Annotated in this window: 15 protein-coding genes and 3 pseudogenes; 8 read left to right on the top strand and 10 right to left on the bottom strand. The window is 63.2% G+C overall.

Annotated elements, in window-relative coordinates; all coding sequences use genetic code 11:
* Positions 1-168 precede the first annotated feature (168 nt).
* Positions 169-939 (top strand): helix-turn-helix domain-containing protein, encoded by a 771-nt coding sequence (locus BLW84_RS20190; protein WP_093267472.1) that lies wholly within the window; start codon positions 169-171, stop codon positions 937-939.
* 55 nt (positions 940-994) lie between these two features.
* Positions 995-1,393, top strand: coding sequence for an NUDIX hydrolase (locus BLW84_RS20185; RefSeq protein ID WP_245761266.1), 399 nt, complete (start codon positions 995-997; stop codon positions 1,391-1,393).
* A gap of 6 nt (positions 1,394-1,399) precedes the next feature.
* Here the strand turns inward: BLW84_RS20185 and BLW84_RS20180 are convergent, their stop codons facing one another.
* The 8 genes and pseudogenes from BLW84_RS20180 to BLW84_RS20145 form a co-directional block, all read right to left on the bottom strand.
* Positions 1,400-1,987, bottom strand: a complete 588-nt coding sequence (locus BLW84_RS20180; protein ID WP_093267468.1) for an HD domain-containing protein — start codon at positions 1,985-1,987, stop codon at positions 1,400-1,402.
* A gap of 1,063 nt (positions 1,988-3,050) precedes the next feature.
* Positions 3,051-4,082 carry a hypothetical protein gene (locus BLW84_RS46300; RefSeq protein ID WP_143061008.1) on the bottom strand — a complete coding sequence of 344 codons (1,032 nt, stop codon included), beginning with the start codon at positions 4,080-4,082 and terminating at the stop codon, positions 3,051-3,053.
* 145 nt (positions 4,083-4,227) lie between these two features.
* On the bottom strand, positions 4,228-4,509 hold the full coding sequence (locus tag BLW84_RS20170; protein WP_177226578.1) for a colicin immunity domain-containing protein: 282 nt from the start codon (positions 4,507-4,509) through the stop codon (positions 4,228-4,230).
* Positions 4,510-4,558: 49 nt separating this feature from the next.
* The gene (locus tag BLW84_RS20165; protein ID WP_093267463.1) at positions 4,559-5,038 is read right to left on the bottom strand and encodes a colicin D domain-containing protein; all 480 of its coding nucleotides are present in this window, start codon (positions 5,036-5,038) and stop codon (positions 4,559-4,561) included.
* A gap of 316 nt (positions 5,039-5,354) precedes the next feature.
* Positions 5,355-6,176 (bottom strand): annotated as a pseudogene (locus tag BLW84_RS20160) (transposase); the annotation flags it as partial.
* A gap of 105 nt (positions 6,177-6,281) precedes the next feature.
* A complete protein-coding gene (locus tag BLW84_RS20155) occupies positions 6,282-8,063 on the bottom strand; it encodes a reverse transcriptase/maturase family protein (RefSeq protein ID WP_177226576.1) in 1,782 nt (593 codons plus the stop codon).
* A gap of 534 nt (positions 8,064-8,597) precedes the next feature.
* A pseudogene (locus tag BLW84_RS20150) lies at positions 8,598-8,999 on the bottom strand (transposase); the annotation flags it as partial.
* 204 nt (positions 9,000-9,203) lie between these two features.
* Positions 9,204-9,311: pseudogene (locus BLW84_RS20145) on the bottom strand (transposase); the annotation flags it as partial.
* A 651-nt stretch (positions 9,312-9,962) separates the two neighbouring features.
* Here BLW84_RS20145 and BLW84_RS20135 point away from each other — a divergent pair.
* The 3 genes from BLW84_RS20135 (at position 9,963) to BLW84_RS20125 (ending at position 12,516) form a co-directional block, all read left to right on the top strand.
* Positions 9,963-10,613: an NUDIX hydrolase gene (locus BLW84_RS20135; RefSeq protein WP_093267459.1), complete on the top strand. Its 651-nt coding sequence runs from the start codon at positions 9,963-9,965 to the stop codon at positions 10,611-10,613.
* Between the two features lie 78 nt (positions 10,614-10,691).
* Positions 10,692-10,940 (top strand): UDP-N-acetylglucosamine 2-epimerase, encoded by a 249-nt coding sequence (locus BLW84_RS20130; RefSeq protein ID WP_342743164.1) that lies wholly within the window; start codon positions 10,692-10,694, stop codon positions 10,938-10,940.
* A 925-nt stretch (positions 10,941-11,865) separates the two neighbouring features.
* Positions 11,866-12,516, top strand: a complete 651-nt coding sequence (locus BLW84_RS20125) for a GNAT family N-acetyltransferase (RefSeq protein WP_093267456.1) — start codon at positions 11,866-11,868, stop codon at positions 12,514-12,516.
* Between the two features lie 891 nt (positions 12,517-13,407).
* Here the strand turns inward: BLW84_RS20125 and BLW84_RS20120 are convergent.
* On the bottom strand, positions 13,408-13,647 hold the full coding sequence (locus tag BLW84_RS20120; protein WP_093267455.1) for a hypothetical protein: 240 nt from the start codon (positions 13,645-13,647) through the stop codon (positions 13,408-13,410).
* A 536-nt stretch (positions 13,648-14,183) separates the two neighbouring features.
* Between BLW84_RS20120 and BLW84_RS20115 the strand changes: the two genes are divergently transcribed.
* The 3 genes from BLW84_RS20115 (at position 14,184) to BLW84_RS20110 (ending at position 16,639) form a co-directional block, all read left to right on the top strand.
* Positions 14,184-15,518 (top strand): NucA/NucB deoxyribonuclease domain-containing protein, encoded by a 1,335-nt coding sequence (locus BLW84_RS20115; protein ID WP_177226575.1) that lies wholly within the window; start codon positions 14,184-14,186, stop codon positions 15,516-15,518.
* A 68-nt stretch (positions 15,519-15,586) separates the two neighbouring features.
* The gene (locus BLW84_RS46290) at positions 15,587-16,036 is read left to right on the top strand and encodes a hypothetical protein (RefSeq protein WP_143061006.1); all 450 of its coding nucleotides are present in this window, start codon (positions 15,587-15,589) and stop codon (positions 16,034-16,036) included.
* 360 nt (positions 16,037-16,396) lie between these two features.
* Positions 16,397-16,639: a transposase gene (locus BLW84_RS20110; RefSeq protein WP_218157382.1), complete on the top strand. Its 243-nt coding sequence runs from the start codon at positions 16,397-16,399 to the stop codon at positions 16,637-16,639.
* A 534-nt stretch (positions 16,640-17,173) separates the two neighbouring features.
* Here the strand turns inward: BLW84_RS20110 and BLW84_RS20100 are convergent.
* On the bottom strand, positions 17,174-18,253 hold the full coding sequence (locus BLW84_RS20100) for a hypothetical protein (protein ID WP_245761258.1): 1,080 nt from the start codon (positions 18,251-18,253) through the stop codon (positions 17,174-17,176).
* Positions 18,254-18,265 lie beyond the last annotated feature (12 nt).

Raw genomic sequence — 18,265 nt, 5'->3', positions numbered from 1 at the left:
CGTAGATTTCCTTGCTGACACCGGAGTTCTCGATCAGGGTGTGGTCGATGTCCAGAGCATAATGAGCGGCACACCACCAGAGTAGGCAGACCCGCAGGTTCCGCTGTTCTACCGCGATATCGGAAAATGGTCTTGCGGCAAGCAGAACGGTCCGGTTGGCTTAGCTGAGTGAATGAGCGACTTCGTTCAGCACTCGTGCAACGCGGGCTATCCGTAGATGAAGTGGCCCAAGCCTGCACCGTCGACCCCAAAACCGCCAGCCGTTGGATCAGCGGCCGGATTCCTCACCGTCGACACCGCTGGACCGTCGCCAACCTGCTCAAGGTGGACGAGGCATACCTGTGGCCGGACGCAGGCCAGAAGACATCGCGCTTCGGTGCCTCTCAGTCCGAGATCGTCGACACCTACCCGAACCGGGCGAGCGTCCCTCGCGACGTGTGGATCTCCCTGATGTTAGGGACAATGAAGCAGATCGACGTCCTAGTGTACTCGGGCACCTTCTTCGCCCAGACGAACCCCCACGTCGAGCGCATGCTCCAGGAGCGTGCGCAGGCCGGCGTACGAGTGCGGCTGTGCTTCGGCGATCCGGAGGGAGAGGCGGTACGGACCCGTGGACGCGAGGAGGGAATCGGCGACACCCTGGCAGCCAAGATCAGAGCCTCGCTCACCTACTACCGGGGCCTTGCGAGCCACCCAGGCTGTGAGGTCCGGCTGCACGACACAACGCTCTACACCTCGCTCTTCCGCTATGACGACCTGCTCATGGTCAACCCCCATATATGGGGTCAACCAGCTAGCGCGAATCCGCTCTTCCAGCTCAGGCGGACGGATAATGCCGAGTGGTTCCAGCGGTATGGCGAGGGCTTCGAGGCTGTCTGGAAAGTAGCGCGCCCGTGGGCGCCCGATCGTCAGGAGCACAACAGCAGTGGGCAGAACTGAGTATTATTACGACCCGAAAGCCCCCAAAGCTAACACTCTGATCCCCGCCAGCAACATGCTCGTCGTGAACAGCGAGGCCGAAATCCTCCTCCAGCGGCGACGCGATACCGGTCAGTGGGCTCTGCCCGGAGGCGCCCAGGACATCGGCGAAAGCCCGGCACAGTGCGCCGTGCGCGAGTGCGAGGAAGAAACCGGCATCATCGCGGAGGTTACCGGCTTCCTCGGCGTCTACTCGAACCCCGAGCACATCGTCGCGTACACCGACGGGGAGATCCGGCAGCAGTTCGAAGTCGTCTACATCGGCCGTCCCGTTGGCGGCAAGCCCACCATCAACGACGAGGCGGACGGGGTGCGTTGGGTGCATCCAAATGACCTCGGGACACTCGATATCCACCCGAGCATGCACGAACAGATCGGGCACTACCTGGCCGGCACCTACCCCTACCTGGGGTAAACGCCGTCAGAGCATCACACCGGCTGCGTCCGCTGCTGCCCGCACCCGGGCCACACTGCTGTGGATCTCGGGTGCGGCCCGGCGGATGAAACGCCCGATGACACTATCCGCGCCGTAGCGGCTTAGGATCTCGCCGATCCGCTCCTCCGGCGCCGTACGCTCGCCATCCGGCGTGGTGGTCATGTCGCAATACACCAACCCGTCCACGAGCAGCGGATCGTCAAGCAACGGGAACTCGCCAGCTAACTCCGCTCGGAGCGCGCGTTCCTCCGCCTCCAGGAGAGCGAAGGAGTGGTTCGCCACCAGCCGTACGACGCGATCATCTGCCGCGTTAACCGCCCGGAGATAGCGTGCACCGTCGAGTGGGTGGAAACCGGTGTCCACAAGCGATTGTGCGTACCCGATGTCGTGCAACACGGCCGCTGTCTCCAGGACTTCGCCCAAGTCCCCTATGAGAGGCGCGAGCCGCCTGGCGCAGGTTGCAACGCCCCGTGTGTGTTCCCACCTTCGCGGCAGATTCTCGCGCAGAAGTGCTTCCGCCAGTTCGTACGCCCGCCCGACCGTCGTCACGGTTGGAGGATACGGCCCGACCATCCTGTTGCGTGTTCCAGGCGGAATGCCACCCTGTCAGTCGGAGCGCGATTCCTTCCCGCTTGCCGCTTCTGTGTCGAGGATGCGGCAGACCTCGGGCCACGGTACCGGTAACGGCACGATTCCACTCCAGTAGGCGTGTGCCCACCGGACGATCCTGCTCAGCCCAAGCCCGTCGATGCGCTCGGCTTCGTTGCGGAGCAGACGGCGAACGGCGCTACCAGGTCCGCGTGAGGCAGGGCAGATGCCGGTGCCGACGATAAGAGTCGCAGTCCGCACGGCGTCGAGGACACGGATGTCCGCCTGTGAGTAGCCAGGCCAGTCGTTCGATGCCGGAACCGATGTCGCTGGCCAGCTTCGATGGGTCCTCGCTGTTCCACAGCATAAGGCCGCTGCCCGGGACGATGACGGGACATGCCGATCATCCACCACGGGATCCCGGGCGCGTCACTGGACGATGACGGCGCGGCCAAGTACGGCGGTTCGGCGGCGCGCGTCGGCGCTTGGTTCGAGCGCTAGGTCGCCCCCGCACTCCAGACGTGGTTTCACCACCGACCTGAGCAGGTGAACGTCTTCCACGACCTCGTCGACCTTGATACCGCCATCGCCGACAGCCGGTTCGCGAAGCAGTCGATCGTGCTGAGGTGGCGGTTGGGCGTCGTGCTCGATCGCGACCGGGCGGTGATGAAGCGGTGCTCGGTCGGAGCCCCGAGCCAGCGAGGCACCTGTGTTCGGCTGACCGCGCAGCGCCTGGAGACGTTTGGCGAGCGGGCTGGAATCGTCTGGAGTTGTGCTCGGTGCTGCAGGAGGATGGCCAAACCAGACTGGCACCAAGGAGTTTCCTGGGTCGACCGCGGGCGTGGGTGGATGTGGCGTGCCGATGAGACTGAACTGGTGACGGCCCCGCCGTGGCGAGCCGTTCATGGTGACCTTGCCTGGCAGAACATCGCGGCTCCGCACTTCCACATCCTCGGCTGGGAAGACTGGGGAGCCGGTCCGGCCGGCGTCGACGCCACCAGCCTCTGGGCATGCGGCCGATCAGGTGGTGATCAAGCTGTTTTTGTGGTTAATCCCCGGCTTCTTGAGATGGTCGCACAACCGGGCTGCCATATGTCCTCTGTGGATTCCCAGGCTGGGCCGGTCGGGCGTTTTCAGCGGCGCGGTGCAGGTCGTCGCCGAGTGCTTCCTGGAACTGCGTTCGCAGCGACTGCCATTGGGGGGTGGGGCCTGGGGTGGCGGTTCGGAGAATGTCTTCCAAGGAAACGGTGAGGCTTTTGGCTTGACGGCTCAGGTAGAGGCACACTGTGTGGAGCCGAAACTCGTCGTCGCGATCGCACAGGACGTAGCCGAGTATCTGGTTCAAGGCTTTGTCCAGCAGTGTTTCGGGTTGCGCTGCGGTCTTGATCTCTATCAGGGTCTGGTCGGTAATCAGGTCGGCGGTGGCGAAGCCGGCAGCGAGTTCTGGAGAGGTAAGGACCGTTCCTCCCTCGGTGTGGAGTTGGTCGCGGCCTTGTCGCAGATAGAGATCCCACAGATCGGTGAACGCATCGATCAATGCGGGTTCGTGCCGCCGCTGAGAGGTGTGATCGGGGTCGTCCTCATGGACTGCCACGAAGAACGAGCGTCGATAGTCAGGCTGGCGGGTCGGGCCCCAGCGGTGCCCCAGGGAATCCAGCTCGGCGGCGTCCAGACACAGCCCAAGCGCTGCGCGCTGCTGTTCATCGATCTGGGTAGGGCGAGACGTTCGTCGCCAGTGCTGCAGCAGCGGATCCACGTCGCCGCCGTGGGGTGAGATCGGTGGCATGGTCGTGAATCCGGCGGCGGCCATCAGCGCACGGTAATGCTCGGCGGGAAGGAATGACACCAGGTTCCAGTACCCGGGATCGGCGCCAAGATCGAGGCCGATGCGTAGGTCGGCGGCGGATCCCAGCCATTTGGCATTGACACCGTCGAGCACCTGAAGAGGCCTGTCCTGCTCGGCGGAGAGCTCACGCGTCCACTGCTCAACGATGAGATTCCGTTGGGGCAGGCAGTCGTCGAGGAAACGGCACAGCGGACTCGAACGGTTGCACGACTGACCGGCCGCACCGACAAACACACTGTTCCCAGTTCCTGGCTGGAGGCCCATTGATCCCTACTACCGCATCGTGGTGGACTGCGAGACATGGAGGAGCGGGACTGCTGGTCCCACCGGAGCTGGTGCTCTAACCCGTTTCGTGTTCAAGCGGCGCCCGGCATCGGCTTCAGTTCGTGGTGCGGCCGGTTTCCAGTTTGGTCAGGGCCTCGGTCGCACGTTCGTGGAGTTGCTGGTCGTCGAGGTCGTCTTCGTCGCGGAGGTCGGGGTCGGCGACGTATTCGTCGCAGTCGAGGAACAGGTCGTTGAGGATCTCGTAGATGGGTTCGGGGAAGTGGCGGGTCGCTGCTTTGAACATCGCCATGTACTGTTCCTCGAACCGGGGTGCTGAGATCTTGCCCGATGTGAAGGCGCGGATGAGCCCAACGTAGTCGGCGACGTCGTTGCTCATGCTCTGTCTCCTGGCTGGTTGCATTGGTGGGCGCACCGTGTTGGCGGCATCATAGCTTTCCTCTGGTCAGGACGTTGGTGAGCTGGTCGGGGTTGAGTCGCCAGCCGCTGAGGAACTCGCCGGTGGGTTTTTGCATGACGAACAGCCCGGTGTTCTTGTCGACTTGGAAGAACACCGGGTCTCCGCGGTAGGTGCCGGACATGCGCTCGAGGTCGGGTCTTTGGGTGAAGTCGCGGATGGCGTTCTCGAACTCGTCGAATGCTTCTTTACTGCGTGGCTTGTCGACGCCGAAATCGGGTGCGTGTCGGTCGTATTTCTTCTCGATCTGCTTGCGGTCGATCTTGAGTTCCGGTGCGCTCGTCTCGCCAGTGCCGACCCGTTCGCCGACCTGGGTGGTTTCGGTCTGGGTGACGTTGGGGTCGGGGGTGTTGTTGATGGCCATGGCCAGAGTGGCGTTGGCTTCGACGGCGACCACGGTCGTGACCGCGCCACCGAGGGCGATCACGAACTCCGTAGCGACTGCGGCCATCCGCACACCCGCGGCGTCCAGGACTGCAGCCCCGGCACCGCCTTCCACCGCAAAACCCCCGACCGGTGTGGTCAGCAGGGAAGCGACAAACGCGATGCCGGTGACGACGGCGAGCTCCAGGCTTGTTTCCTCAACGATGTCGCATCTGATTGACCGTCTCCCGGGCCGACGGTGACGACTCCGCGGCAGCCGTCCCCAACGGATCCTGACCTTGCTGCTGCATATCCGTCATGGGCCGTACTCCAATCACAAAGTGATCTCATACACAACCCATCTGGCTCTGTCGCACTTTCGGTGGTGATGGAGTGCCCGAGTTTCAGGCGAGCAGGATGCGGTGGCGGAGCAGCTTGAAGCCTGCGCGTCCGTAGGTTTGTCGTTTGAGCATTTTCGTTTTGGTGTTGACGCCTTCGGTCCGTCCATTGTGGTGGGTCAGGGTGAGTGCGGCGGTGACGGCGGCGAGGTCCTGATCAAGTCCGCGGGTGAAGGAATGCACGTGGAGCAGGTCCATAGCGCGGGCACGGGTGATCCACTCCCGTAACCGGTCGTCGTTGTCGTCGGCGGGTTTGAGTAGTGCGGCGAAGGAACCGATGAGCGTGGCCAGTTCGGTGATTTCGGGGCAGGCCGCGGCGAGGCGATCGCGGGTGGCAGTCTGCTCTGTGGTCAGGTTCTGTGGCTCGGTCAGCAGCGGGCGGGTGGCCCGGCGGGGTGAGAGGTGGGGCTGGTCGTCGAGGTGTCGTCCCTGGTTGAGGTAGCGGTAGAGCAGGTTCGAACTGCCCTGATAACCCAACTTGCGAATCTCACCGAGCAGTTGTGTGACCGGCACGCCCGGGTCCTCGGCTCGGCGGGTGCGGAGGTGGTCGCGGTAGGGGTCGACCAGGGTGGGCCGGTATTTCGGGACGCGCTGGATCCGTTCCGGGGTCTCGGCACGGGCATAGCGCTTGACCGTGTTGAGGGCCAGCCCGAGACGGCGGGAGCAGTCCAGCAGACCCACCCCTGCGTCGAGCAGGTCGTGGATCTGTTGCCAGCGCTGGAGGGTGGTCTCGGCCAACCGTCCCTGCCGCAGTCCGGTCGCGCCGGCCCAGCAGTGACTGTGGGCGGCGACTTCCTTGCCGGCGGCCTCGGCCAGCCCGTGCCAGAGAGCACTGGTGAGCCGCCGGCGAGGTGCCCGCAGTGCGGGTCCTTTTCCAGCGGCCCCCAGCCCGAACGACGCATGCGACTTTCACCGCACGTCGCTCTCCGGTGACTACTGCGTGAGACGCGGAGCGGGCTGTCCAGAGTGGATTGCATTGTGGCACTCGCGACAGACCACCAGGGTCTTGCGCCGCCGCCGTGCCATCAGTTGCGCCCACTCCGGCTGTGGCTGTCCTGGTCGGTCGAGGTCTGCGAGCTGTCGGACGTGGTGCACCGAGATGCCGTCCGTGCCCTTGCAGAGTTCGCAACGATCCGCCAGGAGCCGGGTGACCAACTCCTTATGGCGGACGACTCCCGGGACCAGGACACGGTCGGAGATCGCCGTGTCCTTCTGCCTTCTCAAAGGAATGCCGCCGAACCGTGCGACCAGTGGCTTCCTGCCGCTGCGTTCAAACCTGGCCTCGAAGCACTTGCGCAGCCCGTGCGGGGTGTTGACGGTGGCCGCGCACTTGCGGGCCATCGTCGACACCGACGAGCGGTGCTTGTTGGCCAGGGTCTTCAGCAGCGAGGTCTCCATGACCCAGAGCAGTCGGTAGAGACGATGGACGTTCCCGGCCAGCAGGTAGTACTGGACGATGCCCCTCCACTCGGCCCCATAGGTGTTGACGATGGTGTGGTCGTCCTCGTTGATCAGATGGGGCCTGCGCTCGGGTTTCCCGCGCGACAGGTAGGGGGCTTTCTTGGTTTTGATCACCGATTCCGGCACCCGCAGGCTGACGACGCCGTTGGCGCTGCGACGGCCACGGGTGACCTTGCGGTCGTTGTGGAGCACGGTGATCTCGTAGCCGAGGAATTTCGCCGACCCTGTACGGGCGTGCGTGATCAACGTCTTCTCGGACGAGAGTTCCAACTTGAGGTCATCATGCAGGAATGTCGTCAGGCGCTGTTTGATCTCCTCGGCTTCGGCCTTGGGTCCGGCGAAACCGAAAAGGGTGTCGTCGGCATACCGGACGTAGTGCAGCCGCCGGAAGCCCGGGTCGCGGGGATCCCCACTGGGCATACCGCGCAACTGCTTACGCAGTTCCCGCGCCGTGACGCGGTCGCCGCGCTTGTGCGCTCGGTCTCGTGCCGCACGCACCCGGGCGTACTCAGTGTCTTGCTTCCTGATCCGCCCTCGGGTGTATTCCGGGATGAGCAGTGTCTCGACGAATTCGTCCAGTCGATGCAGGTAAATGTTGGACATGACGGGCGAGACCACGCCGCCTTGCGGAACCCCGCTCAACGTCGCGTTCCATACCCAGTCCTCCAAGTATCCGGCCTTGAGCATGTTACGCATCAGGCGCAGGAACCGGTTGTCCTGGATCTTCTCCGCCAGCCTGGACAGCATGATCTGATGATCGAAACTCCCAAAGCAGTCGGAGACGTCTCCCTCAATGAACCAGGTCGTCCCGGTCCAGGTGTTGGCCACGTCGCGCAGCGCGGTGTGGCATCCCCGGCCGGGACGGAAACCGTGTGACCGGTCGGAGAAGGTCGGCTCGTAATACGCCTCCAACAATAGGCGTACCGCCTCACCGACCAGTTTGTCCGACCACGACGGCAAGCCCAGCGGTCTGCGTTTCCCGTTTTTCTTCGGGATATATATCCGCCTGGTGGGGCTGAATCGGTAGCGCTCGTGGCGCAGCGCATCAATGATGCGCTCGATCTTGCCCAGCGACATGCCATCCACGGTTTCCCCGGAGGTCCCAGGCGTCATCGCCCCATGGTTGGAGTAGATGCGCCCATAGGCCAGCAGATACAACTGCGGGTTGAACAACTGCCGATACAGCTCATCACACGGCAGGCCACGCCTGCCACGCTCACGCAGGACACCCAGCACCGTTTCGGCGCTCTGCATTACGCATACCTCCCGGTCATTGAGTGTCCGATCACCTGGTCTGCTTCGCCCTGTGGACGGCCTTCCCGTCCGCCTTGGCCGGGCGTGACTCCGGCGACTACTATCAGACCTCCGTCGCCATAGGACTCGCGTCCCGTAGGCGATCCCATGTTCGTCCTGGCCGTACATGACAGCGTGACGTAGGCGTCCCACTCATTCCCTTCAATGTCCTCATTGGACATCGTTCCGTGCTCCGGAGGTTGCCCCGGCCATGGCACCAAACCGGAGCAGAGCACGGCGTCGGCTTCGGGCGTCATTTCCGACGGATGCGACCTTTCATCAACTGGGAATTGGGATTCAGGCAATCCAGCTTTCGCCGTATCACGCGGGCCCCACGACGCGCCGCCTCCAACGCCTGAGCACGGCCGTCGCTTCAATGGCATGCTGTTGTCCCCTTCGCCTTTCGGCTCCAGGTAAGCCATCGGACCCAAGAACCTCCCTCCAAGTTCATCCCGGCTGAGCCGGGGATACAACCAGGCGCCTCATGGCGCACTGCCACCGGTCGGCTACCTGCACCGCGCCGGGCAGTGCGTCGCGCACGGCCTGCGCGTAGGTGGTCGATCCGTCCCGGCAGACGACCTCGACCCCGGGATGGGCCCGCAGCCACTCGGTGACGACCTTCGCACCCCCGCCGGGCAACACGTCGACCCTCCGGCCGGTGTCGGCGTCGATGAGCACGGTGGCGTAGTCCTGACCCCTGCGCAGCGCGAAATCGTCAATGCCCAGCACCCGAGGCACCCGCAGCTCCGGCAGCGGGATGCCCAGCAGGGTGCGCAGTGCGGTGTCCCGGCCGACGTCCATCCCCAGGGCCTGCAGTAGCCGGGCCGAGGCGCGGCCGGCGAGTTCCCGCACCGTGGCCCGGATCTGCTCGGTCAACCTGATCGTGCGCCGCTGATGGTTACAGGTATCATGCCGCCAGCTTCACGGAACCACCTCCAAGCGACCGTCTTCGACACGCGGACAGCAGCCGCTGCCTCCTCAAGCACAACTCCGGTCCGCATCACAGACCAAAACCGGCGCTGGACCTGCAACGGCAACGCAGGACGCCCCATCATGAACACCTCGCAGCAGACGAGGTGTTGCGCTAACCCGTTGAACCCACGCGGCCTGTTCGGTCGGGAAGTGCCCGCGTGCCCGCACAGCGCGGCGGTAGCGGGCATTCAGCGACTCGATCGCGTTGGTCGAGCAGATCATTTTCCTGATCTCGATATGGGCCTGTGATGGCGGCTTGTGACATCTGGACCGCGTACCTCGGCGACGTGGAGTTCGCCATCACCGCCCCCGTCGACTGGGCGGCCGCCCAGCGCCACTACCTCGCGCACTACCTCCCCGGCCGACTTGGTGACCACGCTCTGCGGACCTTCCGGCTCGACATCAGGGTTGACGCCGCAGCGTGCCGGGAACTCGCCGAGCGCACCGTCCGAGCACCGCTGCGGCGGCTGGAAACGGTCCCAGGCGTGGTCCTGGTGGAATCACACAACCACAAGGAGCACTGCTTCGCTGTAGTCGCGGACCACCTGGAGCACCAGCACAGCGCGTGGGCGGATCATCGACACCGACCCGCACCAACCGGACTCGGTCACCGCGATCCGGCAACGCCCACATCCGAGCACAGTGGACGAGCCCTTGGCTGTGGTGTCACGACTGATCTTGCGCCCCACGATCCTCGACCGACTGACACCGACCGAGCGGGCAGATGGTGAAGTGGACCTCGGCATCGCCGTCGGCGACCTCGCCGCCACCGCAGCCGGTGCACCGCGTTGAAGGCTGCTGGGTCACCGTCGGCGACCCCGACCACTACGCCGACGCACTACACAGTTACCGAAATCTCGCGAAAACCGAACCCATTAAAGGACAATCGTGCCCCTGATCGACATCTTCAACGACCGTTACGAACACATCGGCATCGAAGACAAGAAGAAAGCCCACCACGCGGGCCACTGGCACCGCACCTTCTCCGCCCTCGCACTCCACCCCGAACACCAGCGCGTCTACCTGCAGAAAAAGGCACCCGGCCGATACTCCTTCGACCGGCCCGACTACGCCGACATCACCGTCGGCGGCCACTACCACGCCGGCGAAACCATCCCCGAGGGCATCCGCGAGGTCCACGAAGAACTCGGACTGCCCATCACCCACGCCGACCTACACCCCATCGGCCTACGCCAAACCGCCGTCACCCTCGCACCCGACTACATCGAACGCGAATTCCAGCACTGGCACCTGCTTCCCCTCGACGTCGACCTCGAAGCCATCCCGTTCGCCGACGCCGAAGTCACCGGCCTGGTGGAACTCGACCTCAGCGACGCCATCCGCCTCGCCGACGGCGGCACCAGTACCGTCCCCGCCCGATACGCCACCCGCACCGACCACGGCGTGACCTACACAGAAAGCACCCTCACCCGCAGCGAGCTTGTGCCGAACTACCTCGCACTCGACCAGCTCTACCTGCGGCTGTTCCTCGCCGCCCAGCGGTACTGCGCCGGCCAACGACGACACCTCTTCTGGTAACCGAGCACGAGAAGACACCCCCGATGCGCATCGCGCTCGTGCTCGGCACCCGACCCGAAGCCATCAAACTCGCCCCCCATCGCCGAACTCCTCGACGACGAAGCGATCATCATCCACACCGGGCAGCACTACACCACCGGCATGACCAGCAACCTCACCCCACATCTCACCCTCAGCACCCAGCTCAGCAACGAGCGAGGGAACCAACTCGGCTACTGGATTAGCGCGCTGGACACCATCCTGCGTGACTACGCGCCCGACGTCGTGCTTGTGCAAGGCGATACGACCAGGGCCGCGATGACATCGAGTTCACTCCGGACGAGATGACCGACCTCATTGCAGAAGTCGCGAACCCGTTGCTGTTTTGGGCGATCACGCCCGAGTCGATGAGGAATCTGGCTGACCGGCTCAGTTCGTTCGGCGTCGACACCTGATTTCCGGGATGACCTGAGCTGTTCCGGGTCATCAGACTAGCGTGGACCTGAGCTGTTCCGGGTCATCAGACTAGCGTGGCCCAATGCGATTGACTTGTGCCAAAGGTTTTCCTCAGCCATGGCCTCCCCGGCGGTAGTCAGCTGGCAGGCTCGAGTGTCGGGCGCCTTCCATACCGAAGGGCAGGTCGGAGCCACACCAGCCGACCAGGATCATCCCCGGCCAGATCATCTGGTTGCGATCCTCTCCGGCCCTGGCGGGCCAGAGCCACCTCACGCGTTCCAGCAGCCGTGTGCCGGATCTGAGGCGGTTGCGATCCTCTCAGGCCCTGCGCCCGAACGGCTCGGTTGGGACCCTCGCCAGCCCCGAAGGACTGGCGCCACTGACGTGCATGTAGGTCGTTCGGTAGGAGCAGACGACGTTGCGATCCTCGCGAGCACCGGAGGGCTGGCGCCACCAGCCGGCTGCTGCGGCGCGAACTGGCCGGGGAACAGGTTGCAATCCTCGCCAGCCCCGGAGGGCTGGCGCCACCTGACCCACTCCATCGCCGACAACCTGCACGTGTCCATGTGGCTCCGGCCCGCCAGGGCTGGAGTGGATCGCAACCCAGCGCTGTTGGGCGCGGCGCGCTGCGAGGTGTTGTGGCTCCGGCCCGCCAGAGGGTTGGGGTCGCAACTTCGGCTGTCAGCGGCCAGCCCGAATTCCCCGTGGACGGCCAGTTGCAATGTCACTGTTCGTAGTTGCATGCGGCCCTGGTGAGCCCGCCAGCAGGCCCGAAAAATCGGATGATCTGCAGCCGCCCCGCCATCATGATGGACGCATGCTGGTCGACCATTTCCCGCTGGTCGGGCTCAGGTTGAGAACGCCGCGGCTCGAACTGCGCCTGCCCTCGCCCGATGAACTCAGTGAGCTGGCCGAACTGGCTGCCAACGGCGTCCATGATCCAGACGCTATGCCCTTCATTGTGCCGTGGACCGACCACTCGCCCGAACAGGTCGCACTGAACGTGCTCCAGCACTACTGGCGGCAGCTCGGCAGCTGGACCCCGCAGAACTGGTCGCTCAACCTCACCGTGTTTTGCGGCGACGGCGTTGTCGGGCAGCAGAGCATCGGTGCCCGTGACCTGGCCATTACCCGGGAGGTGCACACGGGCTCGTGGCTCGGGCAGCGCTACCACGGGCAGGGAATCGGCACCGAGATGCGCGCCGCAGTACTGCACCTCGCCTTCGCCGGCCTTGATGTGGAAGAGGCCGTCTCTGCCGCGTTTGAGCACAACGTGGCCTCCCAGGCCGTTTCTCGCAAGCTTGGCTACCAACCCGACGGCCTTCAACGCCGCGCTGTCCGTGGGGCCGTGTCGGTTGAGCATCGACTGCGGCTTACTCGCGCGGCTTGGGAGTGGCATCGCGCCGTACCGGTCGACATCGAGGGACTTTCCCCGTGCTTGCCGCTGCTCGGGATTGACCTTCCGTGACCGCCGGTGGCCAGATGATTCCCCGCTGACTGGCCGCCCGCGGGGAATTCCACTGGCCACCAACATTCGGCCCCGATGATGGCTATCGGACTGAGAACGTGTGGCTCCGGCCCGCCAGGCCTGGAGAGGATCGCAACTTCGTGGGGATCGCCTACCCCGGTATCCGCACTGGTCGGTGGCTCCGGCCCGTCAGGGCCGGAGAGGATCGCAACCTGCATGAGTCGGCCACCCGGGCGGGCCTACTGACGCAGGTGGCGCCAGCCCTCCTGGGCTCGAAAGGATCACAACGAGGGCTTGACAGCAGTGATGACCTAGGGCGTCTGTGGTAGCAACGCCGGCAGGCTGGCGAGGATCGCAACTCGGGTACTGCGCTGATGCTGGCCGTCACAGTAGGTGGCTCCGGCCGCCGGGGCTGCAGAGGACCACAACGTCGCGGACAGCCTCGACGCCCACCTGCTGTGGTCGGGTGGATCCAGTCCGTCAATGCTGGAAAGGATTGCAACTCGGAGAGCGTGCCAGCGGTGGCCCAGTCCCGTCCGGCCGTGGCTCCATCCACCCCGCGAGGGCTGGGGGGGATCGCAGCAGTAGTTTGGGCTTACCGAAGTCCGTGCTGCCAGCAGCGGCTCCAGCCCGTCAGTGTTGGAGAAGATCGTGACTTTGTGCCGGAATCTGAAGCGCCCTGGTTCGTATGCACCAGCAGGTCCGGCGCTGGCGGCGCCACCGGATCCGGGAAGTTGGACCGTTTGCGTTTGCGCTGGTCGCGGTCGGCGATCTGGGACTCCTCCGCGCGGCGCCACAGGCGGTCGACGTAGTGTTGCCGCGAGTTCCCGTCATCCGAGCACCGAGCCGAGGTGCAGCAGGTCGAGGCCATCCAATGTGGCCTTGACTCATTCACTGCATCGGCTCGCGATCGCTTGGCCGTTGCCGGTCGGCGGCGAGGCGTTCGACGGCGACGGTCCACGGGTCGGTGTGGTGGGCGCCGTCCTGGATCTCTGCGAGGGCTACGCGGAGGGCTTCCCAGGCTTCGCCGTCGGGGATGCGGAGTTCGGCCATGCGGTCCCAGAACCGCGCCTCGGCGGCCTTCGCGGGTTCCATGCTCGCGCGCAGCTGGTCAAGGTCAGGGGTGATCACGGCTCGGATCTTTCAGCTGCTCGTGGATCGGCTCCAGCACGACACGGCTCGTACACGGGTGAAGTCGCCCGATCATGCGGCAGCTCTGCGAACACCTGCTGTCTCTGGCGACCGGCTGCAACGGCGAAGAGCACCGGCTGGCCGTGGAACTGCTCATCGACACCGGTCGACGACCACAAGAGGTTTGCGGGCTGTCTTTGGACTGCCTGACCCGAGATGCCGACGGGCCGTATGTCGCGGGGTAGTGCTGATGAGACATTCGGATGAGCCCTGCTGGCCGATTTTCGAAATCGCGCAGTGGTAGAGAAAATCAGCGACTGAGACGAGTCACATTCTCTGCTCGTCAGCCGCGCACACGGGTGGGAGGTACCCGTGTCGACGAGCTGAAAAGACCTCTGCTGTCCTCGTCGGTGTGATGCCAGCCACTCGACCTGCGTCCGTCCGTGTGAATTGCTCTCATGTTCGTGGATCTTCCCTGCTCCTGCTCGTACCGTGTTTCACGGGCAAAGTGCCCGTGTGATGGAAACTGGGGAAGAATGATAGCCAAAAAGGGTGCGGCTACCGCTTTCTTTATTTCGGCAGTTCTTGCTGCAGGTCTGCTTCCAGTGGGTCAAGCTGCTGGCGCGGATCGTGCCGAAGAGGGGGGGCGACTAGTCATCACGAAAGTCCCTTCGCCCGAATTCTATAGCTTGCCGCCGCGAGGGGAGCGGGTGCCGAGTCAAGGCGAAAATGCGTACGTATTTCCCGATGTTCCTCCGCTTCCCGCTGTGGAAGTGCAGGATGGGGGAAAGGAGAAACTGCGCGAGCTGCTGCACGCCAGGAGTACTCCTTCGGGGGCGATCTCAGCCGATGATGACCCTAACTTGTCGCCGGACCAGAACTTCTGTGTCGGGTTGCCTGAAGCTTACAATGACGGTGGTGTAGCGGTAAGTTATGAGCGGCTCTGCCAGGTGCAGAGGGTTCGGGTTGACAAGTATATGTCCGGATGTGGCCCTACCAGCTGTCTTCCCAGTGGTACGGCAGAGTTTCGATTGATTGTCGTGGGCTACGGGGCCCGCGGAGACCGTAGCGGCGGTTACGTTGTCCGGGCCGACAGCTGGACTTACACGCCCGGAATGGAGAATGAGTACTTAGCCATTGGTCCGTACTGCATGGCTGCGGCCGGGCCAATGTGTGAGCCTGATTATCCATTGGAGACTGACATCGCGAGCTGGGCGATGGATGGCGGCCAAGGTGGCACCATCATCGTCACTTCCTTCGAAGACGGCGGCCTCGGGCCGGACAAGGTGAGTCTCAGTAACGTGGGGATCTCCATCGCTGCCCGGTTCAATACCGGAGCGATTTCGGATACTAGGCTACTTTCGCCCAGGCGGTTCAGGTGCGATTCAGCCAGCTATTTGGCCCTGGGGCGTGGCTGTTCCTTCATTGACGCGGTTCAGCTCTTTCGTCTCGATGCAAAAGACTATCCTGAATCTGTTCGCCATATCGCCGATGCTCTTTATGAGAGAGCGCCAGTGGTCCCTAACCCCGGAGGAAGGAAGTTTCCGGGGTCCATCGAGAGCGGTCAGCCGCTGACTCGGAATTTTTTCGACGTGGAACTCCAGGACAAGGCCACTCGCGCGAAAGATGCAGCCTGCGCTCAGTACTTTCCGAACAAGCCCAGCGACTTTGACTGCGACGAATACCCATTCAATAAAACATATCAAAGTGCTGGATCGGGAGGCCCGTTCACAATCCGGGCTATTCCGCGATCTGACAACCGTGGTGCTGGCGGCAAGTTTAGCGCTTTCATGACTGATACACGCATACTGCATGCCGACCCGTTCTTCGTTGTCCTGGACAACATGGAAATGGTGCCGCCTATCCCGTAAGCGGTATGCCCGGTGTGGCGCTACACTTCCGTGTAGCGCCACACGAAACTTTCTGGCAGGATCACGCTATGCGCATAGAAGTCAGTCACACCCAACCGCGGGTCGACGAGCATATGTTCATTGTCGGCGACAGGGACAGGTGGTCTGAGCCGCTCTCGAAGCTCTCATTCGAGGATGACATATTTTTCTCTCACGATGCTGGCTTGGTTCTCTACTCCTCGGCGACCAGTTTTTACGCTGACCTTTCTCTGGAGGTCTATGATTCAGAACCCGGTCCTGGTGTCGAGAATGACCAGATTGACGCGCGCAGGGAAACGAGTGCACGGTTCGATTCTGGCGAGATCACTGTGCGGGATTTGAACGGTCTTGAATATGACACATTGGCACTGCCAACCGAAGGTCGCTGGAACATCAGATTGATCGTTCGCGGCAGGGAGAGGGCGGAAGAACGAGCAAGGGACGAATACTTCTTTTACGGCGAAGAAGAATGGACTATTCAACTTTGGCCAGGGGAATGATGGAGTTCCGTCGCGATAGGCCGTTCCGCTCCAGGGTGGCTGCGCAGTAAGCCTTGCCTCAGCGGCTGGGATATTCAGTGTCACCGGTTACACGCTGCTGGTGTGGAGGCGAATGACGAGAATACGGGGGCCAGGCAGCCGGAAACGATTGGCACCGACTGGGGCAGTAAGGATGGGAGAGGCAGCAGTAGCTAGCTCGTCATCGACAGCGCGTACGGCACTCTGCGGGCTGCGGGGTGCCCACCTCCACGGTGATCGGGGCGGTCGTGATGATCATCAGCCAGGGCGTGTATCGGAAGTGGATCTTGAGCGCGGGGGAGGATCTGGTTCCGTGACGCGTGGGCATCTGACGGATGCGCAGTGGACCCGCTGGAACGGCTGTTGCCCAGCGGCAGGAAACCAGGCCGCCTACCGATTTTGACGAGGCGGCAGCTGATTGACGGCATACGGTGGCGGACCCGGACCAGGACGCCGTGGCGGGATGTCCCGCAGCGTTACGGGCCGCGGGCTCGGGTGTATGACTTGTTCCGGCGCGGCAGCGAGACGGCACCTGGAGACGGATCTTCACCGAACTACAGGCCCAAGCCGACGCGAAGAACGTGATTACCTGGGACATCAATGTCGGCTCCACCGTCTGCCGGGCCCACCAGCACGCTGCCGGCGCCAAAAATTCGGGGTTTCGGGTTGGTTCTGCGCAGCACGGCCACCTCGTGACGCAGCACTAGGAGCTCGACGTCCTTGGACGCCGACGAGCGGCCGAGCAGCCACAGTCAGCCCACAATACGCACGAAGATCAGGTAAAGCAGACGCAGTGACATGACCTGCGATCATGTCCTGTCTGCCGGGGACACCGAAAGGTGCAGGTCGCTGCACGTGGACCGACTTGTGAAACCCACAGGGTGGCGTTGCCGCCGTACTCTTGTACATCTTGTCGTAGCAAACGGAATCGCTCGCGAACGCTTGTCGTGGCGGCTGCTTCGGCCCGCGGGCGGTTACGTTCGAACGCCTCGAGGATGAGCGACGGAACCAGGAGTTCCAATTTGTCACGACCCCACAATAAATCGCATTGCAACGATCGACTGTTGACCGTTCCGCTGTTTGGCAAGGTCGAGCCACACTGAAGTATCGACAAGGAGGCTAAGCATGAGCTTTGCCGGTTCGTCCGTATATTTGGGCGTGCTGGTCCAGAATTTGTTTGTGCTCCGCTTGCCTGTATTCAAGAAAGTGTGAATTCGGTTCGAAGTTTTCTGTGGCTAGCCGTTCAGTTGCGCGCTCCAATGCGGCGACGAAGCGTTCACCGAAAAGGTGTGGATTTCCGCGTGACCAATCAAACCATTCCGGCTCAGTTACGAGACCCTTGTGTTGATCGAACTGATCAGAGAAATAACCTACGGACGAACAGATGGGGAGGAGGTTGAGGTCGAAGGCGAGTTCGAGCTGTCCGGAGTGGCTTCCCCACAGGTAGGGCAGCAGCAGCGCGTCCGCGGCTAGTCCGGCAGTGATCACCTCGTCGTCCGTCGGGTAGCCGCGCATGGTGGTCTTGATGCGAGGATCGGTGTGGATCACATCAAGTAGGCGGGGCACTTGGCTTGAGGGGTCGCTGAAGTGCGCTGGGCTGAATCCTCGCATTAACAGATGTAGCTCGTGTTCGGGTTTCTCCGTAAACAGGCTCCAATTCACGACTGTGGAGAGTTGGTCGCGGTTGGGACGTGCTGCCCCGAATAACAGGTACCGCTGTCGGCCTTGAGTGGGGTCGCGTTGTTTGTTTTCGAGAGTAGCCGGGTCGGCGACGTATCCGTGCGGGATCACAGTCGCGTTGACATCGCGGCCCAAGAGGCTCGTCAGTGCGGTCGCGGAGCCGTGAGTTAGGCAAATCCAGTCAATGTCGGCGGAATCGAGCAGGCGCAGACGCTTCTGCAACTCGTCGTTACCGCGGAACATGGCATGAATGTCGTGCGCGGTGTGCACGACGCGCACGCCCGAGTCAGCACAGGCGTCGAGCAGTCGTTCTAATGTTTCCAATTCTTCCAGCTCGATATGGTGCAGATGCAGCACGTCGAGCCACGTCAATGGACGATGTTCGAGTAACCACGCGGCTGTCACATCGGGTGGTACGATGCTTCCGTCATCTATCGTGGTATTGTTGATGATCTGGAAACGCTGATCGTGCAGCTTCCACACGTATGGGGTCCGGGCGGGCAAATGCACCACGCGCATAGCGTTGCTGCT

The organism is Saccharopolyspora shandongensis (assembly GCF_900106995.1).
GTDB lineage: Bacteria > Actinomycetota > Actinomycetes > Mycobacteriales > Pseudonocardiaceae > Saccharopolyspora > Saccharopolyspora shandongensis.
The sequence above is the reverse complement of the archived record's forward strand: the minus strand, read 5'-3'. Positions and strand labels throughout refer to the sequence as shown.